The sequence below is a fragment of the Leifsonia sp. T36S-04 genome (assembly GCF_042465655.1).
In the GTDB taxonomy this organism is placed as follows: Bacteria; Actinomycetota; Actinomycetes; order Actinomycetales; family Microbacteriaceae; genus Leifsonia.
The window spans coordinates 1,241,177-1,266,716 of sequence record NZ_CP146286.1; the positions used below are offsets into that span (position 1 = coordinate 1,241,177).

The 25,540-nt window shown below is 68.9% G+C and carries 21 protein-coding genes; 14 read left to right on the plus strand and 7 right to left on the minus strand.

Translation table 11 applies throughout. From position 1 onward, the window contains the following. Positions 1-58 precede the first annotated feature (58 nt). Positions 59-1,204, minus strand: a complete 1,146-nt coding sequence (gene sepH, locus P3F85_RS06055; RefSeq protein ID WP_374010348.1) for a septation protein SepH — start codon at positions 1,202-1,204, stop codon at positions 59-61. Between the two features lie 204 nt (positions 1,205-1,408). On the opposite strand from sepH, the gene P3F85_RS06060 reads away from it, so the two are divergent. Next, the gene (locus tag P3F85_RS06060; protein WP_285116440.1) at positions 1,409-1,702 is read left to right on the plus strand and encodes a DUF4193 domain-containing protein; all 294 of its coding nucleotides are present in this window, start codon (positions 1,409-1,411) and stop codon (positions 1,700-1,702) included. 1 nt (position 1,703) lies between these two features. Here P3F85_RS06060 and P3F85_RS06065 read toward each other — a convergent pair whose 3' ends face one another. Then, positions 1,704-2,150, minus strand: a complete 447-nt coding sequence (locus tag P3F85_RS06065) for a DUF3093 domain-containing protein (protein WP_374010349.1) — start codon at positions 2,148-2,150, stop codon at positions 1,704-1,706. A 38-nt stretch (positions 2,151-2,188) separates the two neighbouring features. Here P3F85_RS06065 and dut point away from each other — a divergent pair, with 38 nt between their 5' ends. The 8 genes from dut to P3F85_RS06105 all read left to right on the plus strand — a co-directional run bounded on the left by dut (position 2,189) and on the right by P3F85_RS06105 (position 13,248). Then, positions 2,189-2,647, plus strand: a complete 459-nt coding sequence (gene dut / locus P3F85_RS06070) for a dUTP diphosphatase (protein WP_374010350.1) — start codon at positions 2,189-2,191, stop codon at positions 2,645-2,647. Further along, complete coding sequence (locus tag P3F85_RS06075) at positions 2,644-3,309, plus strand: DUF3710 domain-containing protein (protein ID WP_374010351.1); 666 nt, start codon at positions 2,644-2,646, stop codon at positions 3,307-3,309. The genes dut and P3F85_RS06075 overlap by 4 nt, the downstream gene beginning before the upstream one ends. Positions 3,310-3,318: 9 nt before the next feature. Then, complete coding sequence (locus tag P3F85_RS06080) at positions 3,319-4,113, plus strand: DUF3159 domain-containing protein (RefSeq protein WP_374010352.1); 795 nt, start codon at positions 3,319-3,321, stop codon at positions 4,111-4,113. A gap of 30 nt (positions 4,114-4,143) precedes the next feature. Then, the gene (locus P3F85_RS06085) at positions 4,144-6,516 is read left to right on the plus strand and encodes an HAD-IC family P-type ATPase (protein ID WP_374010353.1); all 2,373 of its coding nucleotides are present in this window, start codon (positions 4,144-4,146) and stop codon (positions 6,514-6,516) included. A 140-nt stretch (positions 6,517-6,656) separates the two neighbouring features. Beyond that, positions 6,657-9,470, plus strand: coding sequence for an aconitate hydratase AcnA (acnA, locus tag P3F85_RS06090; protein WP_374010354.1), 2,814 nt, complete (start codon positions 6,657-6,659; stop codon positions 9,468-9,470). Between the two features lie 314 nt (positions 9,471-9,784). Then, the gene (gene dxs / locus P3F85_RS06095) at positions 9,785-11,737 is read left to right on the plus strand and encodes a 1-deoxy-D-xylulose-5-phosphate synthase (RefSeq protein WP_374010355.1); all 1,953 of its coding nucleotides are present in this window, start codon (positions 9,785-9,787) and stop codon (positions 11,735-11,737) included. A 132-nt stretch (positions 11,738-11,869) separates the two neighbouring features. Next, complete coding sequence (locus tag P3F85_RS06100; RefSeq protein WP_374010356.1) at positions 11,870-12,271, plus strand: MerR family transcriptional regulator; 402 nt, start codon at positions 11,870-11,872, stop codon at positions 12,269-12,271. After that, positions 12,268-13,248, plus strand: coding sequence for an aldo/keto reductase (locus P3F85_RS06105; RefSeq protein ID WP_374010357.1), 981 nt, complete (start codon positions 12,268-12,270; stop codon positions 13,246-13,248). The genes P3F85_RS06100 and P3F85_RS06105 overlap by 4 nt, the downstream gene beginning before the upstream one ends. Before the next feature lie 75 nt (positions 13,249-13,323). Here P3F85_RS06105 and P3F85_RS06110 read toward each other — a convergent pair whose 3' ends face one another. From P3F85_RS06110 to P3F85_RS06125, 4 genes are all read right to left on the minus strand, one after another. Beyond that, entirely contained in the window at positions 13,324-15,462 is a 2,139-nt protein-coding gene (locus P3F85_RS06110; protein WP_374010358.1) for a 3-hydroxyacyl-CoA dehydrogenase NAD-binding domain-containing protein, read from the minus strand. 7 nt (positions 15,463-15,469) lie between these two features. After that, entirely contained in the window at positions 15,470-16,678 is a 1,209-nt protein-coding gene (locus tag P3F85_RS06115; protein ID WP_374010359.1) for an acetyl-CoA C-acyltransferase, read from the minus strand. A 73-nt stretch (positions 16,679-16,751) separates the two neighbouring features. Further along, positions 16,752-17,948 carry an HRDC domain-containing protein gene (locus P3F85_RS06120; protein ID WP_374010360.1) on the minus strand — a complete coding sequence of 399 codons (1,197 nt, stop codon included), beginning with the start codon at positions 17,946-17,948 and terminating at the stop codon, positions 16,752-16,754. Next, positions 17,941-18,552: a DUF3000 domain-containing protein gene (locus P3F85_RS06125; RefSeq protein ID WP_374010361.1), complete on the minus strand. Its 612-nt coding sequence runs from the start codon at positions 18,550-18,552 to the stop codon at positions 17,941-17,943. The genes P3F85_RS06120 and P3F85_RS06125 overlap by 8 nt, the downstream gene beginning before the upstream one ends. Before the next feature lie 109 nt (positions 18,553-18,661). Here P3F85_RS06125 and P3F85_RS06130 point away from each other — a divergent pair, with 109 nt between their 5' ends. Further along, positions 18,662-19,897: an alpha/beta hydrolase family protein gene (locus tag P3F85_RS06130; protein ID WP_374010362.1), complete on the plus strand. Its 1,236-nt coding sequence runs from the start codon at positions 18,662-18,664 to the stop codon at positions 19,895-19,897. 83 nt (positions 19,898-19,980) lie between these two features. Here P3F85_RS06130 and zapE read toward each other — a convergent pair whose 3' ends face one another. Further along, complete coding sequence (gene zapE, locus P3F85_RS06135) at positions 19,981-21,036, minus strand: cell division protein ZapE (RefSeq protein WP_374010363.1); 1,056 nt, start codon at positions 21,034-21,036, stop codon at positions 19,981-19,983. Between the two features lie 170 nt (positions 21,037-21,206). Here zapE and P3F85_RS06140 point away from each other — a divergent pair, with 170 nt between their 5' ends. The 4 genes from P3F85_RS06140 (at position 21,207) to P3F85_RS06155 (ending at position 25,486) form a co-directional block, all read left to right on the plus strand. Beyond that, positions 21,207-22,106 carry a sulfurtransferase gene (locus tag P3F85_RS06140; protein ID WP_374010364.1) on the plus strand — a complete coding sequence of 300 codons (900 nt, stop codon included), beginning with the start codon at positions 21,207-21,209 and terminating at the stop codon, positions 22,104-22,106. 31 nt (positions 22,107-22,137) lie between these two features. Continuing rightward, positions 22,138-22,584 (plus strand): SufE family protein, encoded by a 447-nt coding sequence (locus P3F85_RS06145; protein WP_374010365.1) that lies wholly within the window; start codon positions 22,138-22,140, stop codon positions 22,582-22,584. A 207-nt stretch (positions 22,585-22,791) separates the two neighbouring features. Further along, positions 22,792-24,066 carry an ammonium transporter gene (locus tag P3F85_RS06150; protein WP_374010366.1) on the plus strand — a complete coding sequence of 425 codons (1,275 nt, stop codon included), beginning with the start codon at positions 22,792-22,794 and terminating at the stop codon, positions 24,064-24,066. Between the two features lie 115 nt (positions 24,067-24,181). Next, positions 24,182-25,486, plus strand: coding sequence for an ammonium transporter (locus tag P3F85_RS06155; protein ID WP_374010367.1), 1,305 nt, complete (start codon positions 24,182-24,184; stop codon positions 25,484-25,486). Positions 25,487-25,540: the final 54 nt, after the last annotated feature.

Below are 25,540 nucleotides of genomic sequence, written 5' to 3' on the forward strand. Positions count from 1 at the left end.
CCCACAGGATAGAAGCATCCGCGCGGGATGCCGGCATCGACACCGCTGAGCGCTCGATCTACGCCAGGTCGTCGTCCGTGCGCGCGCCGAAGACGATCTCGTCCCAGCTCGGCATCGAGGCGCGCCCCTTCTTACGGGAGGACGGCTGAGGGCCCGAGTCGTTGGACGACGTGACGGGACCGGCCGGGCTCGCCGGCGGAGCAGGCACATCGAGGGGGAGGGACGGCTGCTCGGCGAGCGGAGGACGCTCGTCGATCACCCGGAACGGCGTGGGCGCGGAGTTCTGCGGCGGCGTGACCGGGTGGTCAGCGGGCACTGGCGGCTGCGGAGCCGGTCGCTCGTCGTAGCTCGCGGCCTCCCGCTCGCCGCGCCGGCGCCGCAGCGCCTCCAGCAGGTCGGCGGTCTGGTGCAGGTCGCGAGGTGCTCCGTCATCGGCGCGCTTGATGGCGGAGACGGCGATCGAGTTGTTGGCCCCGGGCGCCCGGCCCTGCGGCAGCGGCTCGATCGGGGCGGTGACCTCCGGACCCAGGAGGTCGACGGAGGGCGCGGGGAACGTGAAGGCACCGCTGTCGAATCGCGACGTGTCGGGCTCGCCCTCGTGCGGCAGCACCGCACGCAGCCGGGGGATCAGCGAGCCGCCCCGCAGCTCGCCGGCCTGCGACAGCGTGGTCGCCTCGGAGTTGAGGGGCGCCAGCGAGTGCTTGCGGGCGTCGTACGACCAGCGCGCATCGTGGTCGATCGTGTCGGCCGTGAACTCGAGCTTGACGATCCAGCCGGTCTCGCTGTCCTTCCAGCTCGCCCAGCGCTCGCCCGCGACGCCCAGCGACGCGAGCCGGTCGCGGATGACCGTGCCGAACGTCTCGGCGTCGCCCAGGGGATCGACGGCGTCGGTGGTGTGGACGGGCACGCTCAAGGCGCTCGCGACGATGTGCTCGCGCTCGGCCAGGATCGGTCCCTCGAACCGCTGGACGTATTCCAGAGGCGCGCCGGTGACCGCAGCGACATCCTCCGCGGACATGCCGGAGCGGATGTGCGCCTGCACTTCGCGCGGAGAGAGTTTGGGGGCGTCGGAGGGCGTCTCCTGACGCACCTGCCGCACTTTCGACTGCAATGCGTCGTCGACGGCGATGCGGAAACGCTCACCGTCGTCGCCGACGGCGACGAGAGCGCCGTTCTCGACCCCGATGACCTTCAAATCCTGCATGTGGATTGCCTTCCGAGCTCGTTCGTACGGCCTCAGGATGCCACGCGGAAGTGGGCAATCCGGGGAATACGACGGGCGTGCCGGAAGTTGCACATCTGGCAATCGCTGAGAGGCTCCTGAGTGGTTTTGCTATTCGGGAGCGATTGATGCAAACTATGGCCGCCGATTGCGAGAATCGGCCGTTACGACGAGAAGTGGATGGGCATGGCAACGGATTACGACGCACCGCGGAAGACCGAGGACGACTCCGAGTCGATCGAGGCCCTCAAGGAGCGTGTCCCGGACAAGATGTCGGGCGTCGTCGACGTCGAGGACGCCGATAACCCCGGCGGGTACGAGCTCCCCGGTGCCGACCTTTCAGACCTCGACCTCGACGTCGTCGTGCTGCCTCCCCAGGCGGACGAGTTCACCTGCGTGAACTGCTTCCTGGTGAAGCACCGTTCGCAGATCGACCACGACACCAAGCTCGGGCCGATCTGCGTGGAGTGCGCAGCTTAAGTCACGAAGACCGTCGAGCATCACCGAGAACCCGGACCAGCTGGTCCGGGTTTCTTGTTGAGAGCAGCCAGTAGGGCGCCGGGTCGTCCAGGTCGACGACCGGCACCTTGACGACCGGCTTGATCCACCCGCGGATGAGCATCCACGCGCGGGCGTCGAGCCGGCGGCCGCGCTCCAGCGTCGCGTCCTCGCCGCGGTACGCGGTCGGCTCCCCGACCAGGGCGATCGGGATGCGCGCGTGCCCGGCGACCAGCTCCTGCTCGGTCACCCGGATCACCGGAGCCGTCGTCACCAGGAACACGGCCCACGCGACATACACCAGGACCGCCAGCACCACGCCGACGGCGAGGTTGATCGGTGCGAACACGAGCATGATCGCGGGGATCACGAGCAGGGTGGAGACGAACAGCCAGGGCGTCGCCCAGAGCCGCTCTCGATACAGGTCCATGACCCTATTCGATCAGACTTCTGCACTACCCTCGTCACGTGACCGATACCGTCGACGTCCCGATCATCGCCGCGATCCCTCCCGCCTACGCGCACCCGGGCGACGCCGGCGCCGACCTGTGCGCAGCGGAAGCCGTCGTGCTGGGGCCGGGGGAGCGGTTCACGATGCCGACCGGCGTCTCCATCGCCCTGCCCGACGGCTTCGCGGCATTCGTCGTCCCGCGCAGTGGGCTCGCGATGCGGCACGGTCTCACGATCGTCAACGCACCGGGCACAGTGGACGCGGGATATCGCGGTGAGATCAAGGTCACCCTCCTCAACACCGACAGGTCGATGCCGTACGATATCGCCGTCGGCGACCGGATCGCCCAGCTGATCGTCATGCCGGTCACGCGAGCCCGGTTCATCCCCGTCGACACCCTCCCGGACAGCCACCGCGGCACAGCGGGCTTCGGCTCGTCGGGATACACCGTGACGGAAACAGGAGAACACGCGTGAGCGACATCAGCGACACCCCTCGCGGGGACGACGGAGCCGAACTCGAGCCGGGCGACGCGCCCGAGTTCGAGAAGTCGGCGCCCGAGGACCGCGCGACGGAGGGGCCGCTCGACGAGAGCGAGGCCAACCCGGTCCGCCCCTACGTCGACCTGGGCGGAGTCAAGATCCTTCCGCGGGAGGGCCTGCACCTGCGCTTGGAGGTCGAGGAGGAGTCCCAGCGTGTCGTCGCCGTCGGCCTCGACTACGCGAACTCGACCCTTCAGGTGCAGCCGTTCGCGGCCCCGCGGTCGAGTGGACTGTGGCACGAGATCCGCGACCAGATCACGGACCAGATCCAGCGCCAGGGCGGCCGTGTGACCGCACGCGATGGCGCGTTCGGTCCCGAGCTGGTCGCCGAGATCCCCGTCGCCGCTCCGCAGGGCGGCGCAGTCGAGACCCGCGTCGCGCGCTTCGTCGGGGTGGACGGGCCGCGCTGGTTCCTCCGCGGCGTCATCGCGGGCGACGCCGCGGTGCAGCCGGAGGCCGCTGCGCTGGTCGAAGACCTGTTCCGCAGCATCGTCGTGGTGCGCGGAACCGTTCCGATGCCGCCACGCGACCTCATCCCGCTGCGCATGCCGGCCGCGCCGACCGCCGGCAACGAGAACGACTACTCCTCTCTGTAAGGCGCGAGCATGAGCGAAGACCACAGTCCGGAGGGCGAGCCGGACGCGCGTCCTGCGGAGCCAGGTACGACGGCCGACGCCGGTGCGCCCGCGCCGGGACTCGGCGACAGCATCGCCGCCGCAGCCCGGCGGTCCGGACTGGGCCAGCTGGCCGAGAACGACACGTCGACGAGTGCCGCCCTGCTCGGGGCGCTCGGCGGCGTCCGCGGACTGTGCGAGACCATCCTCCCCGGACTCGTGTTCCTCATCCTCTTCACGTTCACGCAGAACGTTCCGCTGTCCATCGGCTGCTCGGTGGCCGTAGCGGTCGTCTTCACCGTGGCGCGGATCGTAGGGAAGACGCCGGTCACCCAGGCGCTGGCGGGGCTGATCGGCGTCGGCATCTCGGCGATCCTCGCGCTGATCACGGGCCGTGGGGAGGACAACTTCCTCCTCGGCATCTGGACGAACGCGGCCTACGCCGCGGGCATCCTGATCTCGATGCTCGTGCGCTGGCCGATCATCGGGCTGGCGGCCGGGTACCTCATGGGCGACGGCGTCGCCTGGCGACGCGACAAGCGGAAGTTCCGCGTGATGCAGGCGCTCACGTTCTTCTGGTTCCTGCTCTTCGCTGCCCGGCTGGTGGTGCAGGTGCCGCTCTACCTCGCGCACACGGACGCGGCGACGAGCGCTCTGGCGCTCACCAAGCTGCTGATGGGCGTTCCGCTCTACGCGCCGCTGCTGCTCGTGACGTGGTTCGTGGTCAAGGGACAGTTCCCGCAGAAACCCGTCACGAATCAGCGCCCATCCGCGTCTGAAAAGTAGAAGCAGTACCGGCGCGACGGAGGGGAACGCATGCTGGAGGCGGGGACACGCGAGGGGCTGACCGCTGCCCAGGTCGCCCAGCGCGTGGCGGACGGGCGGGTCAACACGCAGACCCAGCCCAGCTCGCGGTCCCTCGGCGACATCCTCCGCGAGAACATCTTCACGCTGTTCAACGGCATCCTCACCGCCTGCTTCGTCGTGGTCGTCCTGCTGGGCGACCTGCGCGACGGGTTCTTCTTCGGCATCGTCATCGTCAATGCGCTGATCGGCATCGTGCAGGAGTACCGGGCGAAGCGCGTCCTCGATCGTGCGGCCCTCCTGGCGGCGCCGCACAGCCGTGTGCGCCGTGACGGCGAGGTCGTGACGGTGGCGCTCGAAGACGTCGTCCTCGACGACCTGCTCGTGCTGCGTCCGGGGGATCAGGTGCCCGCCGACGCTGTCGTGGTGCAGAGCACCGGGCTGTCGCTCGATGAGTCGATGCTGACCGGCGAGTCCGATCCCGTGTTCAAGGACGACGGAGCGTCGCTCCTCTCGGGCTCGCACGTCGTCACGGGCACCGGCCAGGCCGCAGTGACCGCCGTCGGCGCCGACTCCTACGCGAGCCGGCTGACCAGCGAGATCCGCAAGCACTCGCTGGTGCGGTCGGAGCTGCGCGAAGCGACGAACCGCATCCTCGTCTACCTGTCCTGGGTGCTCGGGCCGCTCATCCTGATCACGCTCATCGGGCGGGTGCTGACGTACGGCGGGTTCACCGAGGTGTTCGTCGACGACCGGTGGCGACGTGCCCTGCTCGATGCGGTCGCCGCCGTCGTCGGCATGATCCCCGAAGGTCTCGTGCTGCTCACGAGTCTCGCGTTCGGCGTGGCGGCGATCCAGCTGGCGACCCGCAAGGTGCTCGTGCAAGAGCTGGCCGCGGTGGAGGTGCTGGCACGCGTCGACGTCCTGTGCCTCGACAAGACGGGCACGCTCACCACCGGTGAGCTCTCGCTGCACGGTACGGAGTGGGTGGGGGACGCAAACGACGGGCTGGCGGAGATCGCGCTCGCCGCGTTCGGGTCCGACGAAGCAGGAAACGCGACGTCCGGCATCCTGGGCTCGCGGTTCCGCAGCGACCGATTCCGGGTGAGCCGGCGCATCCCGTTCAGCTCGGCGACGAAGTACAGCGCCCTCATCATGAGCGTCGACGAGGCCTCGAGCTCGTGGGTGCTGGGCGCCCCCGAGCGGGTGCTGGAGGCGCATCCCGAGGCGCTGGCCCGGGCGACGGAGCTGGCCGCGACCGGTCTGCGCACCCTGGCACTCGCGCGGGCCTTGGACCCGCTGCCGGAAGGTGTGCACATCCCCCTGGCGGGAACCCGCGTCGAGCCGGCGCTCCTCGTCCTCTTGGCCGAGACCGTGCGACCGGAGGCCCGGGACACCCTCGAGTACTTCCGCCAGCAGGCCGTCCGCGTCGTCGTGATGTCCGGCGACAACCCGGTGACGGTCGCGGCCATCGCACGGGAGCTGCAGCTGGAGGGGGAGACGGTCGACGCCTCCACGCTGACGTCCGATGAGGCGCTCGCCGAAGCGCTGAAGACGGCCGGAGTGCTCGGACGCGTGAGCCCGGACCAGAAGCGCGCTGCTGTTCGCATCCTCAAGGAGAGCGGGCGGACCGTCGCGATGACCGGCGACGGCGTCAACGACGCCATGGCGGTGAAGGACTCCGACCTCGGCATCGCAATGGGGACGGGCACCGCCGCGACCAAGGCCGTCTCGCGCGTCGTCCTGCTCGACGACCGGTTCGACCGGCTGCCGGATGTGCTGGCTTCGGGTCGCCGCGTGATCGCCAACGTCGAGCGCGTGTCCAACATCTTCCTGGCCAAGACGACCTACGGCATTCTGCTCGCCCTGGTCAGTGCGGTGGTGTTGTGGCCATTCCCGTTCCTGCCGCGGCAGCTGACCCTCGTGTCCTCCCTCGCCATCGGCATCCCAGCCTTCTTCCTGGCCCTCGCTCCCAACAAACGCATCTACACGCCGGGGGTGCTCGGCCGGGTGCTCAGGTACTCCATCCCGACCGGTCTCATCGCGGGCGTGACCGCGATCGTCGCCTACGCCCCGCTGTACCGCAGCCTGCCGCTCCACGAGGCGCGCAGCGTGACGACCGTTGCTCTGTTCTGCGTCTCGCTGTGGATCCTGTGCGTGCTCACCCGGCCGCTCACCGGCATCCGATGGCTGCTCCTCGCCGCGGTCGCGGCCGCCTTTATCCTCGTCTGCGTTATCCCGTTCACGTCGTCGTTCTTCGAGATGCACCTGCAGCTCGATGCCGCCCTCGCGTGGGGTGTCGCCGTCGGGGCGGTGGGAGCCGGAGGCATCGAGCTGTTCTACCGCTTCGCCCGACGGCGCGGGCTGGTGTTCGACCGGTTGTGACCGTGGTAGATTTATCTCGACGTCAAGATACTTTCCGGCACTGACGATTTAGGCTTACCTTGCTGGAAAGGCGCTTCGACGGACGACGAAGATGGACGAGGCGTGCGTGATCATCGCCTGCCGATGAAGGAGAGGGCATTGTGACGGCAACGAACAGTTTCGGCGCGAAGAAGACGCTGACCGTCGGGTCGCGGGACTACACGATCTTCGCGATCGACCAGGTGGACGGGTACCAGCGGCTGCCGTTCAGCCTCAAGGTGCTGCTCGAGAACCTGCTCCGCACGGAGGACGGCGCGAACATCACCGCCGACCACATCCGTGCGCTCGGAAGCTGGGACCCGAAGGCCGAGCCGAACACCGAGATCCAGTTCACGCCGGCGCGCGTGATCATGCAGGACTTCACCGGCGTCCCCTGCATCGTCGACCTCGCCACGATGCGTGAGGCCGTCTCGGCACTCGGCGGAGACCCGCAGAAGATCAACCCGCTGGCACCGGCCGAGATGGTCATCGACCACTCCGTCATCGCGGACCTGTTCGGTCAGCCGGACGCGCTCGAGCGCAACACCGACCTCGAGTACGAGCGCAACGGTGAGCGGTACCAGTTCCTGCGCTGGGGCCAGACCGCGTTCGACGACTTCAAGGTCGTCCCGCCGGGAACCGGCATCGTCCACCAGGTGAACATCGAGTACCTCGCGCGCGTCACCATGACGCGCGAGATCGGTGGGGAACTGCTCGCCTACCCCGACACCTGCGTCGGCACCGACTCGCACACCACCATGGTCAACGGCCTGGGCGTGCTCGGCTGGGGCGTCGGCGGCATCGAGGCCGAGGCGGCCATGCTAGGCCAGCCGGTCTCCATGCTCATCCCCAAGGTCGTCGGCTTCAAGCTGACCGGCGCCATCCCGACCGGTGTGACCGCCACCGACGTCGTGCTCACGATCACGCAGATGCTGCGCAAGCACGGCGTGGTCGGCAAGTTCGTCGAGTTCTACGGTGCCGGAGTCGCCGAGGTTCCCCTCGCGAACCGCGCCACGATCGGAAACATGAGCCCCGAGTTCGGCTCGACCGCAGCCATGTTCCCCGTCGACGAGGTCACGCTCGACTACCTGCGCCTTACCGGTCGCAGCGAGGAGCAGGTCCAGCTGGTCGAGGAGTACTCCAAGGCGCAGAGCCTGTGGCACGACCCGTCGGTCGAGCCGGCCTTCAGCGAGTACCTCGAGCTCGACCTCTCCACGGTCGTCCCGTCCATCGCCGGCCCGAAGCGCCCGCAGGACCGCATCGAGCTCGACCACGCCAAGCAGCAGTTCGAGAAGGACCTCGTCGACTACGCCGACGTCTCGCACGACCTGGTCGACCTGACCATCTCCGAGTCCTTCCCGGCGTCCGACCCGGGCGAGCTGCAGCCGGAGGACGACCGCAGCATCCACGTCCACACCCACCACAGCCACGCTCCCAAGGTGGCTTCCAGCCCCACGCCGGTGACGATCAAAGAGAGCGGCCAGGACTTCGTCCTCGACCACGGCGCCGTCGCGATCGCCGCGATCACGTCGTGCACGAACACGTCCAACCCGTCGGTCATGCTCGCCGCCGGCCTCCTGGCCCGGAACGCGGCGCAGAAGGGCCTGAAGGCCAAGCCGTGGGTCAAGACCACGCTGGCACCCGGATCCAAGGTCGTCACCGACTACTACGAGAAGGCCGGCCTGACGAAAGACCTGGAGGCGCTCGGCTTCTACACGGTCGGCTACGGCTGCACGACGTGCATCGGCAACTCCGGTCCGCTGCTCGACGAGATCTCCGAGGCGGTCAACCAGAACGACCTCGCCGTCACCGCGGTGCTCTCGGGCAACCGCAACTTCGAGGGCCGGATCAACCCCGACGTCAAGATGAACTACCTCGCGAGCCCTCCGCTGGTCATCGCCTACGCGCTGGCCGGGTCGATGAACTTCGACTTCGAGGTGGACGCGCTGGGCACCGACAGCGAGGGCAACGACGTCTTCCTCAAGGACATCTGGCCCGACGCCGCCGAGGTGCAGCAGACCATCGACTCGTCGATCAACGAGGGGATGTTCGTCCACCAGTACGCGTCGGTCTTCGAGGGCGACGAGCGCTGGAAGTCGCTGCCCACCCCGACGGGCTCGGTCTTCGAGTGGGATGAGAAGTCGACCTACGTGCGGAAGCCTCCGTACTTCGACGGCATGACGCTCGAGACGACCCCGATCACGGACATCTCGGGTGCACGCGCTCTCGCCAAGCTCGGCGACTCGGTCACCACCGACCACATCTCGCCCGCAGGTTCGATCAAGGCGGACAGTCCGGCCGGTCAGTACCTGACCGAGCACGGCATCGACCGCAAGGACTTCAACTCGTACGGCTCGCGCCGTGGCAACCACGAGGTGATGATCCGCGGAACGTTCGCCAACATCCGCCTCAGGAACCAGCTTCTGGACGGCGTGGAGGGCGGGTACACCCGCGACTTCACCCAGCCCGACGCGCCACAGGCCTTCATCTACGACGCGTCGCAGCACTACCAGGCGCAGGGCACCCCGCTCGTCATCCTGGGCGGCAAGGAGTACGGCTCCGGCTCGTCCCGCGACTGGGCGGCGAAGGGCACCAGCCTTCTCGGCGTCCGTGCGGTCATCACCGAGAGCTTCGAGCGCATCCACCGCTCGAACCTGATCGGCATGGGCGTCGTCCCACTGCAGTTCCCGGCGGGCGAGTCGGCCGACTCGCTCGGGTTGGACGGCACCGAGGTGTTCTCGATCACCGGCCTCGCGCAGCTCAACGAGGGCACCACGCCGAAGACGGTGCATGTCGTGGCGGAGCCGAGCGAGCACTCGCCCGCGGGCAAGCAGACCGTCGAGTTCGACGCGATCGTCCGCATCGACACCCCCGGTGAGGCGGACTACTACCGCAACGGCGGCATCCTGCAGTACGTCCTGCGGAGCCTCGTCTAAGCGCTCCAGAACCCGAGCCCTCGGTCACCGTATATACGGTGGCCGGGGGCTCAGTTCGTGCGCCGAAACTCGGGCCAGGCGGCGTAGAAGTCGTCGAGCGCGGCCGACAGTGGCTCGTGTTCGACGAACCAGCCGTCATTGCTGCGAGCGTAGTAAGCTCGGGTCAACGGCGTCGGCAGTACTAACGACGTCACGCTCTCATCGGCCCGGGTTCGCCCGGGCCGCTGTGTTTAACGCACAGCGATTGCGGACGATGACCGGTCAACTGCCCGTTCCGAGCCTCTCTTGATATGGACGCGCCTAGACTCGAATCCATGGGCATCCTCGAGACCATCCACGGTCCCCGCGACCTCGACCGGCTGACGGACGGGGAGCTCGTCCAACTCGCCGCCGAAGTGCGGGCCTTCCTGGTCGCCAACGTGTCGAAGACCGGCGGCCACCTCGGGCCGAACCTCGGCGTGGTCGAGACGACCATCGCCATCCACCGGGTTTTCCACTCGCCACAGGATGCCGTTGTGTTCGACACCGGGCACCAGTCGTACGTGCACAAGCTGCTGACGGGTCGGCAGGACTTCTCGCAGCTGCGGCAGCGCGGCGGCATGGCGGGCTACCCGCAGCGATCCGAGTCGGAGCACGACATCGTCGAGAGCTCGCACGCGTCCTCCTCGCTCTCGTGGGCGGACGGCATCTCGCGCGCGTTCGAGCTGACCGGGCAGAAGGACCGTCACGTGATCGCGGTCGTCGGCGACGGCGCGCTCACCGGCGGGATGACGTGGGAGGCGCTCAACAACATCTCCGACGACAACAATCGCAAGCTGATCATCGTCGTCAACGACAACGGGCGCTCGTACGCCCCGACGATCGGCGGCATGGCGCGGTTCCTCAACACGGTGCGGACGCGGAAGAGCTACCGCAGCCTGTACCTGACCTCGCGGCGAGCGTTCGACAAGCTCGGCACGCCGGGCCGCTCCTTCTACCGCGGTGTACGCGGCGGGCTGCACGGCTTCCTGAGCCGGTTCTCGAACACCGAAGCGCTGTATTCGAACCTCGACATCAAGTACATCGGTCCGATCCACGGCCATGACGTCGAGGCGATGGAGGAGGCGCTCCGCCAGGCGAAGAACTACGGGGCTCCCGTCATCGTCCACGCGATCACGCAGAAGGGCCGCGGCTACGAGCCGGCCCTGCGCGACGCCGCCGACCAGTTCCACTCCGTCGGCCAGATCGACCCGGAGACCGGCGAGCCGATGGAGGGGTCGAGCAAGCCGTCGTGGACGGGCGTCTTCGCCGACGAGATCCTCCGCCTGGCGGAGAAGAACCCGAAGATCGTCGGCATCACTGCCGCCATGCTCCGGCCGACGGGACTCCACAAGTTCGCCGAGCGCTTCCCCGAGCGGGTGCACGACGTGGGCATCGCCGAACAGCACGCCGCGACCAGCGCGGCCGGTCTCGCGTACGGCGGGCTGCATCCTGTCGTCGCCATCTACGCCACCTTCATGAATCGGGCCTTCGATCAGGTGCTGATGGACGTCGGCCTGCACCGGGCGGGCGTGACCTTCGTGCTCGACCGCGCGGGCGTCACCGGGCCCGATGGACCCAGCCATCACGGGATCTGGGACCTCGCCATCCTGCAGGTCGTCCCGAACATCCGCCTGGCAGCGCCTCGTGACGGCACCCGCTTCCGCGAGGAGCTGGCGGAGGCCGTGGCCGTCGAGGACGCCCCGACCGTGCTGCGCTTCCCGAAGGGATCGGTCCAGCCCGACATCGACGCGCTGCGGCGTCTCGATGACGGCGTGGACGTGCTTCGGGAGGGCGACCGCAAGGACGTCCTGCTGGTCACCGTGGGCCCGATGGCCGACCTCGGGCTCAAGGTCGCCGACCGGCTGGCCGCGCAGGGGATCGGCGCGACCGTCGTCGACCCGCGGTGGGTCGTCCCGGTGCCGAAGAGCATCCTCGCGCTGGCGGCGGAGCACCGCATCGTCGTGACGATCGAGGACGGCATCCGGGTCGGCGGCATCGGCACGCGGGTGCGCCAGGACCTCCGCGAGGCCGGCATCGACACGGCCGTCGACGAGCTGGGGCTGCCGGACGCGTTCATCGACCACGCCTCGCGCGACCAGATCCTCGAGGACGCAGGGCTCACCCCGCAGAAGATCGCGCGCGATCTCGTCGCCCAGGTGCTCGGCAGCCGCGTCCCGATCGCGCGCCCCCTCCCGGACGATGCGGCGGCCGACGAGACCGCCCCCGCCAAGAAGCGCGGCGCCTGACCTGCCCCCCTCCTCTTCCGCGATTTGTGCCAAATCGTCGTTATGACCGCGCGATAACCGCGATGTGGCGCACATGTGCAGATCGGGGAGCGCGGTTGACTTGGAGCGCACTCTAAGTTCTATCGTGGCGGTATGACCGACACACGGACGGCGATGTCGATCTCCGACGTCGCCGAGCGGACCGGGCTCACCACCCACACCCTGCGCTACTACGAGCGCGAGGGGCTGATGCTGTCCCCGGTCGGCCGCGCCTCCTCCACCCATCGGCGGTACAGCGAGGCGGACGTGGGATGGGTGACGTTTCTCACGAAGCTGCGCTCGACGGCCATGCCGATCGCGACGATGCGCGAGTACGTAGTGCTCGCGCGGAGCGGAGACGGCACGCAGGCGGAGCGGCTGGAGCTGCTCCTGCTGCACCGGATGGCCGTTGTGCGGCAGCTGGAGGAGATGACGGCGAGCCTGGCGGCCATCGACTACAAGATCGACCTGTACCGGCAGAGCGTCGGCCAGGTCGCGGAAGGGAACGACGCATGAAGACGATCGCATTAGGAACCGAGAAGCTCGAGGTCTCGCAGCTGGGCCTGGGCTGCATGGGGATGTCCGCGTTCTACACGGGAGCGGGCAAAGACGAGGCAGGCTCGATCCGCACCATCCACCGGGCGATGGAGCTGGGCGTCACGTTCTTCGACACCGCCGAGATCTACGGCCCGTACACGAACGAGGAGCTGCTGGCGAAGGCGTTCGCCGACGGCCGCCGCGATCGGGTCGTCATCGCGACGAAGTTCGGCAACATCCTGCACCGCACGAGTGGCGAGCGGGGACTGGACGGCTCACCCGAGAACGTGCGGCTCGCGGTCGAGGGCTCGTTGCGCAGGTTGAACACCGACCGCATCGACCTCTACTACCAGCACCGGATGGACCCGAACACACCGATCGAGGACACCGTCGGCGCGCTGAAGGAGCTGATCGACGAGGGCAAGATCCTGCACTACGGCTTGTCGGAGGCGGCGCCCGCGACGATCCGCCGCGCCAACGCCGTCCACCCGGTGACCGCCATCCAGACGGAGTACTCGCTGTGGACGCGCGACCCGGAGGCCGAGGTGCTGCCGACCGTGCGTGAGCTCGGCATCGGCTTCGTCCCCTACTCGCCGCTCGGCCGTGGGTTCCTGACCGGAACCATCCGCTCGCTCGACGACCTGTCGGACGACGACTTCCGCCGGTTCAACCCCCGCTTCGAGGGCGACAACCTGGAGGCCAACATCCGGATCGTGGAGCAGGTGGACGAGGTGGCCCGCGAAGTCGGCGCGAAGCCCGGCCAGGTGGCACTCGCGTGGCTGCTGTCCAAGGGCGACGACATCGCGCCCATCCCGGGCACCACGAAGGTGGAGAATCTGGAGCAGAACGTCGCTGCCGCCGACCTGCAGCTAACCCCCGAACAGCTCGCCCGCCTGGACGCAGTCGCGGCCCCCGTCGGAGACCGCTACCCGGACATGTCCACGGTCAACCGCTGACCCCACGATCTGTGGGACGCAACACGCCGTTATCCGAAGTGGATAACGGCGTGTTGCGTCCCATGGATGACGGCGTTACGCGACGCCCTTCACGGGCGGGTGGTGGAAGGTGTCGCCGAACACGCGCTCCGAGGCGCCGACCCGGTCGAGGTACGGGGTGATGCCGCCCATCTGGAACGGGAAGCCCGCGCCCAGGATCATGCACAGGTCGATGTCCTCCGGCGCCTCGACGACGTGGTCGTCGACCAGCATGCGGTGGATCTCGTCGGCCAGGCCGTCCTCCAGCGTGCGGAGGATCTGCTCCTTCGTCCACGGGCTCTTGCCGCCGGACAGGATCTTCGCCGCACCCTTGTCGAGGCCCTTCACCTTGCCCTTCGCGTCCTTCTCCAGCAGCGTGCCGTACTCGGCCAGCTTGTGGAGGTTCTCCGAGCGGTAGAACCGGTCGGGGAAGGCCGCGTGGTGGGTGTCGAGCACGTGCGCGCCGACCTTCAGCCCGACCAGGTCGAGCAGGGCCGACGGCGCCATCGGGAGGCCCAGCGGCGCGATGGCCTCGTCGACGACGTCGAAGGGGGTTCCGTCGTCGACCGCGTGCATCGCATCGCCGAGGATCTTCGCGAGGACCCGGTTGACGACGAACCCGGGGGTGTCGGCGGTGATGACGGCGTTCTTCTTGAGCGCCGCCGCGGTCACCATGGCGGTGGACAGCGTCGCCTCGTCGGTCTGCGGGGTGTTGACCACCTCGATCAGCGGCATCACGGCCACCGGGGTGAAGAAATGGAAGCCCACCAGACGCTCCGGGTGCTTCAGCTTCGCGCCGATCTGCTCCACCGAGAGAGAGGAGGTGTTGGTCGCCAGCACAGCCTCGTCGGAGATGAACTGCTCCACCTGCTCGAAGACGTCCTGCTTCACGCCGAGCTCCTCGAACACGGCCTCGATGACCCAATCGCAGTCCGCGAAGTCGGCCTTGTCGGTCGTGCCGGTGACGAGCGCACGCAGCCGGTTCGCCTCGTCCGGCGAGATGCGGCCCTTCTCCTGGAGCTTGCCGATCTCGTCGTGGATGTATGCGACGCCCTTGTCGACGTGCGCCTGGTCGAGGTCGGTGATGACCACGGGCACCCGAAGACGGCGGACGAACAGGAGCGCGAACTGGCTGGCCATGTAACCGGCGCCGATCACGCCGATCTTGGTGACCTTCTTGGCCAGCTTCCGGTCCGGAGCGCCGGCCGGCCGCTTGGCCCGCTTCTGCACGAGGTTGAAGGCGTAGATGCTCGCCTGGAACTGGTCGCCGGAGATCAGCTCGGCGAGCGCGTCGTCCTCCAGCTCGAATCCGGCGGCGCGGTCGTTCGACTTCGCGGCCTTCAGCAGGTCGAGCGCCTTGTACGGCGACTTCGGGACGGTGCCGATGCGCGACTCCAGCATCTTGCGGGCGATGCCGATGGCCGCGTCCCACTTGACCATCCGCTCGATCTTGCCCGGCTCGTTCGGGCGCTTCACGACGACCGCGCCCGTGAGGACCTTGTCGGCCCACAGCAGTGAGTCCTCGAGGAAGTTGGCGGAGTCGAAGATCGCGTCGGCGATCCCGAGGTCGAACGCCTCCTGCGCCTTGAGCATGCGGTTCTGCTTGAGCGGGTTCTCGACGACGACCTTCAGCGCGTTCTCGATACCGATGAGGTTCGGCAGGATGGTCGCCCCGCCCCAGCCCGGGATGAGCCCCAGGAAGACCTCGGGCAGCGCGAACGCGGCCGTATTGCGGTCGATGGTGCGGTAGTCGGCGTTGAGGCCGATCTCGACCCCGCCGCCGAGGGCGAGGCCGTTGGTGAACACGAACGACGGAACGCCGAAGGTCGCCTGCTTGCCGAGAACGTAGTGGCCCAGCTGGGGGAGCAGCTTCGCCACCTCGATGCTCGGGATGTCGCCCACCCGGCTGAGGTCGGCGCCGGCGGCGAGGATGAACGGCTTGCCGGTGACGGCGACCGCGTCGATCTCGCCGCGGCCCGCTCGTGCCGTGAGCTCGTCGAATACGCGGCCGAGCTCCAGGAGCGTGGCGGGCCCGAGCGTGTTCGGTCGCGTGTGATCGCGGCCGTTGTCGAGGGTGACCAGCGCGAGGGTTTTGCCGCTCGGGAGCGGCACATCCTTCACGAAGGCGTGGGTTACCACCTCGTCGTCGGCGACGATCTCGAGGGGACTGAAGTCGATGGTGCTGTAGTCGGTCACGTTCGGTTCAGCCCTTCCGCGCAGCGCGCTTGTCGTAGTTCGGGTTCTCCCAGATGACGGTGCCGCCCTGGCCGAGGCCGACGCACATCGCCGTGATGCCGTAGCGCACCTCGGGGTGCTCCGCGAACTGGGCGGCGAGCTGGATCATCAGGCGCACACCGCTGGCCGCGAGCGGGTGGCCGATGGCGATCGCGCCGCCCCACTGGTTGACACGCGGGTCCTCGTCGTCGATCCCGAAGTGGTCGAGGAACGAGAGCACCTGGATGGCGAACGCCTCGTTCAGCTCGAACAGCCCGATGTCGTCGATGGTCAGACCGGCCTTGCGGAGCGCCTTCTCGGTCGAGGGGACAGGGCCGAGGCCCATGATCTCCGGCTCGACGCCCGCGAACGCGAAGCTCACCATGCGCATCTTCGGCGTCAGGCCGAGCTCTTTCACGGCGTCGTGCGACGCGAGAAGGGAGGCGGTGGCGCCGTCGGTCAGCGGCGACGAGTTGCCTGCGGTGACGCGCCCGTGAGGACGGAACGGCGTCTTCAGCGTGGCGAGACCCTCCATGGTGGTCTGCGGGCGCATCCCCTCATCCTGCGTGGCGAGGCCCCAGCCCGACTCCGAGCGGATCGCGACCGGCACGAGGTCGGGCTGGATCTTCCCGGCCTCGTAGGCGGCGGCCAGCTTGTGCTGGCTGCGCATCGCGAACCGGTCCGAACGCTCCTTGGTGAGCGCGGGGAAGCGGTCGTGGATGCGCTCGGCCGTCATGCCCATGTTCAGGGCGTCCTCGGCGACCATCTTCTCCGACAGGAACCGCGGGTTCGGGTCGGCGCCGAAGCCCATGGGGTGCCGACCCATGTGCTCCACACCGCCGGCGATCACGAGGTCGTACGCCCCGAACGCGACGCCGGAGCCGAGGGTGGTGACGCTGGTCATGGCGCCCGCGCACATCCGGTCGATGGCGAACCCGGGCACCGACTTCGGCAGTCCGGCGAGCAGCGCCGCGGTGCGGCCCAGGGTCAGTCCCTGGTCGCCCTGCTGGGTGGTCGCGGCGATGGCGACATCGTCGATCCGGTCCTTGGGCACCTCGGGATTCCGCTCCAGGAGTCCGATCATCGCTTTCACGACGAGGTCGTCCGCGCGGGTGTTCCAGTACTGCCCTTTTTCGCCGGCCCGCCCGAACGGAGTGCGGACTCCGTCGACGAACACGACTTCGTTCTTCTCGGCCACAGTGCCTCCCAAATCAAGGTCGGAAACGATCCTAGGTACACCGCTGTGCACGAAAAGAATCGTTTGATCCTTCCTACGAAGCGGGTTCGGACCCCTCGTCGGCGTTTTGGGTACTTTCCACAAACGCCTGGGCGATCACCTGTGAGGTAGCGGCAACCTGCCAGGGCCGCGCGCCGTGCTGCGCGAGCGCCTCGCCGACCGCTTCGGGGGTGACCTCGGCGGGCGGGGTCCAGGCGACCCGCCGCAGCGTCTCGGGCGTGAGCAGGTTCTCCAGTGGGATGGAGCGCTCCTCCGAGACCGTCGTCAGCGCCGTTCGCGCGGCCTTCAGGCGGGCGTCCGCTTCCGGGTTCCGGTCCGACCAGGCACGCGGCGGGGGCAGGCTGTCGCCGTTGGCGCGCATGACGGGGAGATCGTCGGTCGTGCGGCCGGCTTCGATGGCCGCCCACCACCGGTCGATCTCCGTCCGGCTGGCGCGGCCGGTGAACTCCCGGAGCGCGGCGAGGGCCCGCTTGCTCTCGGGCATCGCCTTCGCGGCGGCGGTCAGGGATGCGTCGGGCACCAGTCGCCCCGGCGCCGTGTCGATCTCGCGTGCCAGCGCATCCCGGGCCAGCCAGAGCTCGCGGGCGACGGCGAGGTTGCGCAGGCCGCGGATGGAGTGGACGCCCGACAGGCGCCGCCACGGTTCGGCCCGGACGGGGGTCAGCTCGCGCACCAGCTCATCCGCGAACTCCTGCCGAGCGATGTCGATCTTCCCGGCTTCGTCGAGCAGGGCTGCGATCGAGTCGCGCAGATCCGGCAGGAGTTCCACATCCAGTGCCGCATAGTTCAGCCACGACTCCGGGAGGGGACGCGTCGACCAGTCGGCCGCGCTGTGCTCCTTCGCCAAGTGGATGCCGAGGAGCTCCTCCACGACCGTCCCCAGTCCGACCCGGGGCAGGCCGAGCAGACGAGCGGCGAGCTCGGTGTCGAAGATGATCGAGGGGTCGAGCCCCACTTCGCGTAGGCACGTCAGGTCCTGTGTCGCGGCGTGCAGCACCCATTCGTCGTCGTGGATGGCGTCGTTCAGCTCGTCGAACCGCCCCACCGCGGGCGGGTCGAACAGGAAGGTGCCGGCACCCCGGCGGAACACCTGGATCAGGTACGCGCGCTGCGAGTAGCGGAACCCGCTGGCCCGCTCCGCGTCCACCGCGACCGGGCCTTCGCCGGCCGCGATGCGATCGACAGCCGCCAGATAGTCGGCGCGGGTGTCGATGACCGTACGTTCAGCCACGCGGTGTCCTTCTCGGCGTGGCCGTCCGCGCGCTCAGCAGACTGACCCCCTCGCCGGTCGGGGGCAGCCCTGCCAGCATGCAGAGCAGTTCGCCCCAGCCCTCGACATGTGCCGAGACGTCGGACTCCAGCGGGCTCCAGGATGCACGCAGCTCGATCTGCGAGCCGTCGCCCTGGGCCGCCAGCTCGCCGAAGCCGGTCGAGATGATCTTTGTGGCCGTTCCGCTCGCGGCCGTGTAGCGCGCGTGCCGCGCATCCAGCGCATCCACCAGCCAGGACCAGGCCACATCGGCGAGGAACGGGTCGAGCCCGATGTCGGTCTCCAGCGGCGCCTGGGCGAAGCACACGATACGGAACGGTCCGCCCCAGGCCTCCGGCTCGTCGGGGTCGTAGAGCAGGATGAAGCGGCCGGTGCCGAGATCCGAATCGCTCCCGTGCCGCGAGGGTCGCACATCGGCGGCGAGGGCGATCGAGTACGGCGCGAGCTGCGCGGGCGCGGGGATCTCCTCGATCACGAGTTCCGGACGCGACACTGCGGCTCGAATGGACTGCAGCGCCGTGGCGAACTCCGCCGGATGCTGCGGTGGGGATGTCGGTGTCGGCACCCTTCGAACATTAGAAGCCTTTGCGGGCTCCTGTCAGTACGGCACGCCGCCTGGGGAAGTCCTGAGGACGCGCGAGCGCGCGCGCCCGGCCGCAGGTACGCTGCACACTATGGCGGCAAGCGGCACGGGATCGGCATTCGGCAAGGCACTCGGCACGGCGGCGATCGTCGCGGGCGGACTCGTCCTGGCCACCGCGGCGGGTGCGGCGTGGGCGACCACACGGGTGGCGCGGACGGTCATCACCCCGGTGCGGCGCCGCCCGCAGAACCAGACCATCCGGTCGTTCGACGAGGCGCTCGGCACGGTGACCCTGCGCGCGACGCCCGACGCATCGATGCCCGGCCGGTTCGGCCTCTGGTGGGGGAGCGAGTCCAGTTTCGCGAAGGTCGGCGGCCTGATCGAACGCGGCGACGGGACGGTCACCCGCGAACTCGAACGCGTCGAGTTCGGTGAGCTGCGCCCCGGCCGCGCACGCATCAGCGGCTACTACTACCTCCAGCCGGAGGAGCTCGGGCTGCCCGTGACGAGCGTCGACATCATGACCGACCTCGGTCAGGCGCCCGCCTGGATCTTCCCCGCCCCGGACGACGTCGACCCAGGTCGCTGGGTGATCCAGGTGCACGGCTGGGGCGCCTCCCGGCAGGAGGGCCTGCGTGCCGTCCGGACCTTCCACGACGCCGGCTTCACCTCACTGCTCGCCTCATACCGCAACGACGGAGATGCGCCCGAGAGCGTCGACCGGCGCTACGGGCTGGGCGGGACGGAGTGGCGCGACATCGAGGCCGCCATCGAATACGCGGTCGAGCACGGCGCGCGGTCGATCGTCCTGATGGGCTGGTCCATGGGCGGCGCTGTGGTGCTGCAGACGATCACGCGGTCGCACGCGCTGGAGCACGTGACCGGCATCGTTCTGGAGTCGCCCGTGATCGACTGGGTCGACACCCTGGAGTATCAGGGCAACCTCCTGCGGCTCCCGGATGTGATGACCCGCGGCGCTCTGCGGCTCATCGAGTCCGAGTGGAGCGGCCCGATCACGGGTCAGAGCGCCCCGATCGACCTGCGCAGCATGGACTTCGTCGCCCGCGCCTCGGAGCTCAGCCTGCCCATGCTCATCCTGCACAGCGACGCCGACGCCTTCGTGCCCGCGACCGGCTCGCGCGCGCTCGCCGCGGCCCGCAGCGACATCGTCACGCTTGTCCTGTTCGACGTGGCCCTCCACACCAAGCTGTGGAACTACGACGAGGCGAAGTGGACGTCGGCGATCTCGGGCTGGCTGGCCGAGCACATCCCCGCGGCCGCTTCCGTCGGAGATCCCGCCGCTTCCGTCGGAGATCCGGCCGTCTGAGGTCCGAATCTCCTGCTGGACTGCCTATCGAAGGAGATTCGGCGCCCGATCTCCTTCATTAGCCAGGCCCGGAGAGACGGACGCTACTCGTCGTGAGGAGGCAGCTCGCCCGCAGTGAGGGCGATCATGCGGGAGGTCGAGCGCAGGTACTTCTTGCGGTACCCGCCGCCCAGCATGTCGTCGTCGAAGACGTCGCTCAGCGGCACACCGGTCTGGATGATGGGGATCTCGGCGTCGTAGACGCGGTCGATGAACGCCACCAGGCGCAACGCGGCCATCTGGTCGTGCAGCACCTCCACGCCGGTGAGGCCGATCACATCCACGCCGTCGAGCATCTTGATGTAGCGCGAGGGGTGCACGGTCGCCAGGTGGGCGATGAGGTCCTGGAAGCTGTCGCTCGTGACCGCCTCGCCGCGGCCCGCGATGATCGCCACAATGCGCTCGTACGCGTCCGGCTCGACGGTGATCGCGCTGCCGGTGGTGTCGCGACGACGGTAGTCGAGCCCGTCGATCCGGAGGGTCTGGAAATTGCCCGACAGCGACTGGATCTCGCGCAGGAAGTCGCTCGCGGCGAAGCGGCCCTCGCCGAGTGCGTTCGGCGGCGTGTTGCTGGTCGCGGCGATGCGGGTGCCGGAGGCGACGAGCTCGCCGAGCATCCGGGTCATCATCATGGTGTCGCCCGGGTCGTCGAGTTCGAATTCGTCGATGCAGATCAGCGTGGAACCGCGCAGCAGCTCGACCGCGCCCGCATAGCCGAGCGCCCCCACCAGCGCCGTGTACTCGATGAAGGTGCCGAAGTACTTGCGGCCAGGGGCTTCACGCCAGAGAGCCGCCAGGAGGTGCGTCTTGCCGACGCCGAAGCCGCCGTCGAGGTACACGCCCGGCTTCATCGCATCCACCTTCTTGCGGCTGCGGCTGAACAGACCGGCCGGGCGCTGCGGCTCCCAGGTCTTCGCGAACAGCTTGAGCGTCGCGACGGCCTCCGCCTGCGAGGGGTAGTCGGTGTCCGGCCGGTACGACTCGAAGGTCGCGTGCTCGAACTGCGACGGTGGCACCAGGCTCGCGGCGATCTCTGCGCCCGTGATCTGGGGGGAACGGTCGGCGAGCCGGGGGAGGGCGCCGGTCTGTTCGAGGGTCATTGCGGGGTGTGCACCTTTGTGTCGAAGTCTTACCGTGGCCGTTCCGGGCCGCATACGCTGTAAGTAGATTCGCGCTTGCCGAGATTCGCGGCTGTCGCAGGCCTCCCAGCCTAGCGCCCGCCATCTCGACGAAGCCTGGTACGACCGCACCGACCTGGAGGCACATCAGCATGACCATCGAGACCGACCCGTCGCCCGAGTTCACCGGCTACGCGCACCCCGAGCGTCTGGTGAGCACCGAGTGGCTGGCGGCGCACCTGGGCGAACCGGGACTCGTGGTGGTCGAGTCCGACGAGGATGTGCTCCTCTACGAGACGGGGCACATCCCCGGATCGGTGAAGATCGACTGGCACACCGACCTCAACGACCCGGTGATCCGGGACTACGTGAGCAGTGAGCGCTTCGCCGAGCTCCTCGGCTCCAAGGGCATCTCCCGCGACACCACGGTCGTCATCTACGGCGACAAGAACAACTGGTGGGCGGCCTACGCCCTCTGGGTGTTCACCCTGTTCGGTCACGAAGATGTGCGCCTGCTCGATGGCGGCCGCGACAAGTGGATCGCCGAGGGGCGCGACCTCACGCGGGACGCTCCGGCCGTGGTGCCCGCCGAGTACCCCGTGGTCGAGCGGGACGACACCGTGGTCCGCGCCTTCAAGGACGACGTGCTCGCCCACCTCGGGCAGCCCCTGATCGACGTGCGCTCGCCGGAGGAGTACAGCGGAGAGCGCACCGAGATCCCCGGCTACCCGACCGAGGGCGCCTTGCGCGCCGGCCACATCCCGTCGGCCCAGTCGGTGCCGTGGGCCAAGGCGGCGGCTCCGGATGCGACCTTCAAGCGGCGTGCCGAGCTCGAGCAGGTCTACCTCGACGGCGCTGGGCTGAAGCCCGGCGACGACATCATCGCCTACTGCCGCATCGGCGAGCGCTCCAGCCACACCTGGTTCGTCCTCACCCACCTGCTTGGCTTCGAGAACGTCAAGAACTACGACGGCTCGTGGACCGAGTGGGGCTCGGCCGTCCGGGTCCCGATCGCGACCGGCAGCGAGCCGGGCGAGGTCCCCGCGCGCTGAACGCGCATCCGATCGGACGTACGCTTGGAGTATGGCCGAACTGACGGGCGCGCTCGCCGAGATCCGCGACGACTTCCAGGCGCTGGAGCAGAACGACCGGCTCCAGCTGCTGCTGGAGTTCTCCGACGAGCTTCCCGAGCTGCCCGACCGCTACCGCGACCACCCCGATCTGCTCGAGCGCGTCGAGGAGTGCCAGGCGCCGGTCTTCATCTTCGTCGAGGTGGATGCGCGCGGCATCGTGCACCTGTTCGTCACCGCGCCGCGCGAGGCGCCGACGACCCGCGGATTCGCCTCCATCCTGGTCCAGGGCCTCGCCGGGCTGACGGCTGACGAGGTGTTCGCCGTGCCCGACGACTTCCCGCAGACGCTCGGGCTGACGGAGGCCGTCTCGCCGCTGCGGATCCGTGGCATGTCGGCCCTCCTCGGCCGCGCGAAGCGTCAGGTGCGCCAGAAGCTCGCCGCCTCCGAGTCCGTCTGACGGGGCCGCTCACCGCCCGAAGCACATCGGGAGCATCCGGAAACACAGTGTTTACACCCGGCCCGGATGCGTAACACCCGCGAAACACGAGCAACCCTCTGCCGAAACCTCTCGGTTCGAAACTGGCTCCACCCCCGAAAGCGCCCCCCCACCCGGATCGGGACGCGGTCACCCGCGGGGCTGAAGCACAGAGAGGTAACAATTCGCATGGTGCTCCACACAGCAGCGCAATACGCGGAGGCAGGCACGGTCAACGCCCTGTGGCTCCTGGTCGCCGCGGCCCTGGTCTTGCTGATGACCCCCGGTGTCGCCTTCTTCTACGGCGGCATGGTCCGCGCCAAGAGCGTCATCAGCATGATGATGATGAGCTTCGGCGCGATGGCCCTGGTCGGCGTCCTCTGGGTGCTGTACGGCTACGGTCTCGCCTTCGGCACGCCGTCCATCCCGGGCCTTCTCGGTACGCCGGACTGGTTCCTCTCCAGCCTCATGGGCAAGGACGGCATCACCCCCGACCTCGGCGGACTGGCCTTCGCCGGCTTCCAGGCGACCTTCGCCATCATCACCGTCGCCCTGATCTCCGGCGCGATCGCCGACCGCGCAAAGTTCGGCTCCTGGATGGTGTTCGCCGGTCTCTGGGTCACGATCGTGTACTTCCCGGTCGCCTTCTGGGTCTTCAACCTCTCGCAGGGCTGGATCGTCGCGGGTCTCCACGTCAACGACTTCGCCGGTGGTACGGCCGTCCACATCAACGCCGGTGCAGCGGGTCTCGCCCTCGCCCTGGTGCTCGGCAAGCGCGTCGGCTTCCAGAAGGGCATGAACAAGCCCCACAACGTCCCGCTGACCCTTCTCGGAGCTGCGCTGCTGTGGTTCGGCTGGTTCGGCTTCAACGCCGGCTCTGAGGCCGCTGTCGACGGCGTCGCCGCCCTGGCCTGGGTGAACACCCTCGCCGCCCCGGCCGCCGCGACGATCGGCTGGCTGATCGTTGAGAAGTTCAAGGACGGCAAGCCCACCTCCATCGGCGCCGCTTCCGGAGCCGTCGCCGGCCTGGTCGCGATCACCCCCGCCTGTAACATCCTGACGCCGGGCTGGGCGATCGTCCTCGGTCTCGTCGCCGGCGCCGTCTGCGCCCTCGCCATCGACCTGAAGTTCCGTCTCGGCTTCGACGACTCGCTGGACGTGGTGGGCATCCACCTGGTCGGCGGCATCATCGGAACCCTGTGGATCGGCTTCTTCGGCTTCACCCACGTGGACGGCGACGCGTCCAAGCCGTTCTCCAGCCTCCTGTACGGCGGCAGCTTCCAGCAGCTCGGCGTCCAGGCGCTCGGTGCCTTCTCGGTGCTGATCTACTCGTTCGTCCTGGCGTACGCCATCGGCTGGGTCATCCAGAAGACGATGGGCTTCCGCATCAAGAACGAGGACGAGCTGGCCGGCGTCGACACCGTGGTGCACGGCGAAGAGGGCTACGCCCTCGAGACGGTCTGATCCACTCCCCGAGCCCGACACGAGACGGGGCGTCGCCTGCGGGCGGCGCCCCGTTCCGTCGTGCGGACAGTCGCACGGACCGTCGCACGGCGTCCGTCCTCGCTAGGGTGAGTGAGTGATTCCAGGGCGAGGGAGCACCGTGGCGCAGGCGACGCCGGACCAGGTGGATGCGCTGCTGCTGTTCTTCTGCGGCGCGCTGGTGCTGCTGGCCGCCTTCGGGCTGGCGTTCTTCGTCGGGGGTCTGGGGGGACGCGCCCGTGCGTCGCGTTCCTTCCGCTTCGTCATGCTCGGCGCGTCGGTCACGGTCCTGTTCGCGATCGTCGGCGGCTACGGGATGGTCGCGGGCTCGCCGCTGGTGCCGCACCTGATCGGGATGCCCGATCCGGGTCTGGTGTCGCTGACCGGAACCGATCCCGCCGCCGCGTCGCCGTATCCTGCAGCGCATGCGGGCTACCTGATCGCCGTCCTGGTGCTGTGCACCGCCATCGTCGCGGTGGCCGTGGCCTCGCGGCTGACGTTGCGGGCCTGGATCCTGTTCTCCGTCCTCTGGCTGGCCCTGGTCATGGTCCCCGTCGCCTACGGCGTCTTCTCGCTCGACGACGGCTGGGCGTCGGGGCAGCTGCAGGTCGTCGACCTCGGGGGAGCGCTGCCGGTGATCGCGGCAGGCGGAAGCGCGGTGGGCGTGCTGCTCGCCTGCGGCCGCGGCGAGCATCAACCGGTGCAGCCGAGCCGTGCCGGCCTGGTCGCGTTCGGTGGCGCCGCGCTCTGGGTCGGCTGGCTCGGCCTGGTGGTGGGATCGGAGGGCGCGCTCGACGGTTACGCTCCGCTGATGGCGGTGGGCGCCTTCGTCGCTTCGGCGGCCGGGGTGCTGATGTGGATGCTCGTGGACGCGGTCCTCCTGCGCAAGCCGACGCTCAGCAGTGCGCTCTGGGGCGCATTCGCGGGCCTCGTCGCAGTTACGGCCGCCTCCGGCGTCCTCACCCTCGGTTGGGCGATGCTCGCCGGCGCGCTGTCCGCGCTCGCGTGCGCGACCATGGTCGACCTCGCGGCGCGCGCCCGCTTCGGACCGTCGCTCACGCTCTGCGTCGTGGCGATCGTGGGCGGCCTGGTCGGTCTGCTGTTCCCCGGACTCTTCGCCAGCGGCAGCGGGATGATCGACAGCGGCAACTTCGACCTCTTCATCGCGCAGGGTATCGCCGGGATGGCCGTGCTGCTCTACGCCACGACGGTGTCGCTGCTGCTGGCGCTCGCGCTGCGCTTCACGATCGGACTCACGCGCATCCGCTATGGTGCCCCTCGTGGCCTCCGTGAGAAGCGTCCTGTCCGCCCTGACCGGGCTGTTCCGTCCGTCGCGGGGTCCGTCCAGGGCTCCGTCCAGGATTCCGTCCGAAGAGCCCCGGAGGCCGGCTCCGCCCGCTGAGCCCGGCCGGTCTGGCGCCGGGGTCACACTGCAGATCGACCCGCGGAAGCTGGG

Bases quoted from the DNA above. Each gene is read 5' to 3' on its own strand.
- sepH (WP_374010348.1), bottom strand. From the start codon at position 1,204: ATGCAGGATTTGAAGGTCATCGGGGTCGAGAACGGCGCTCTCGTCGCC.
- P3F85_RS06060 (WP_285116440.1), top strand. From the start codon at position 1,409: ATGGCAACGGATTACGACGCACCGCGGAAGACCGAGGACGACTCCGAG.
- P3F85_RS06065 (WP_374010349.1), bottom strand. From the start codon at position 2,150: ATGGACCTGTATCGAGAGCGGCTCTGGGCGACGCCCTGGCTGTTCGTC.
- P3F85_RS06080 (WP_374010352.1), top strand. From the start codon at position 3,319: ATGAGCGAAGACCACAGTCCGGAGGGCGAGCCGGACGCGCGTCCTGCG.
- P3F85_RS06085 (WP_374010353.1), top strand. From the start codon at position 4,144: ATGCTGGAGGCGGGGACACGCGAGGGGCTGACCGCTGCCCAGGTCGCC.
- dxs (WP_374010355.1), top strand. From the start codon at position 9,785: ATGGGCATCCTCGAGACCATCCACGGTCCCCGCGACCTCGACCGGCTG.
- P3F85_RS06100 (WP_374010356.1), top strand. From the start codon at position 11,870: ATGACCGACACACGGACGGCGATGTCGATCTCCGACGTCGCCGAGCGG.
- P3F85_RS06105 (WP_374010357.1), top strand. From the start codon at position 12,268: ATGAAGACGATCGCATTAGGAACCGAGAAGCTCGAGGTCTCGCAGCTG.
- P3F85_RS06130 (WP_374010362.1), top strand. From the start codon at position 18,662: ATGGCGGCAAGCGGCACGGGATCGGCATTCGGCAAGGCACTCGGCACG.
- zapE (WP_374010363.1), bottom strand. From the start codon at position 21,036: ATGACCCTCGAACAGACCGGCGCCCTCCCCCGGCTCGCCGACCGTTCC.
- P3F85_RS06140 (WP_374010364.1), top strand. From the start codon at position 21,207: ATGACCATCGAGACCGACCCGTCGCCCGAGTTCACCGGCTACGCGCAC.
- P3F85_RS06145 (WP_374010365.1), top strand. From the start codon at position 22,138: ATGGCCGAACTGACGGGCGCGCTCGCCGAGATCCGCGACGACTTCCAG.
- P3F85_RS06150 (WP_374010366.1), top strand. From the start codon at position 22,792: ATGGTGCTCCACACAGCAGCGCAATACGCGGAGGCAGGCACGGTCAAC.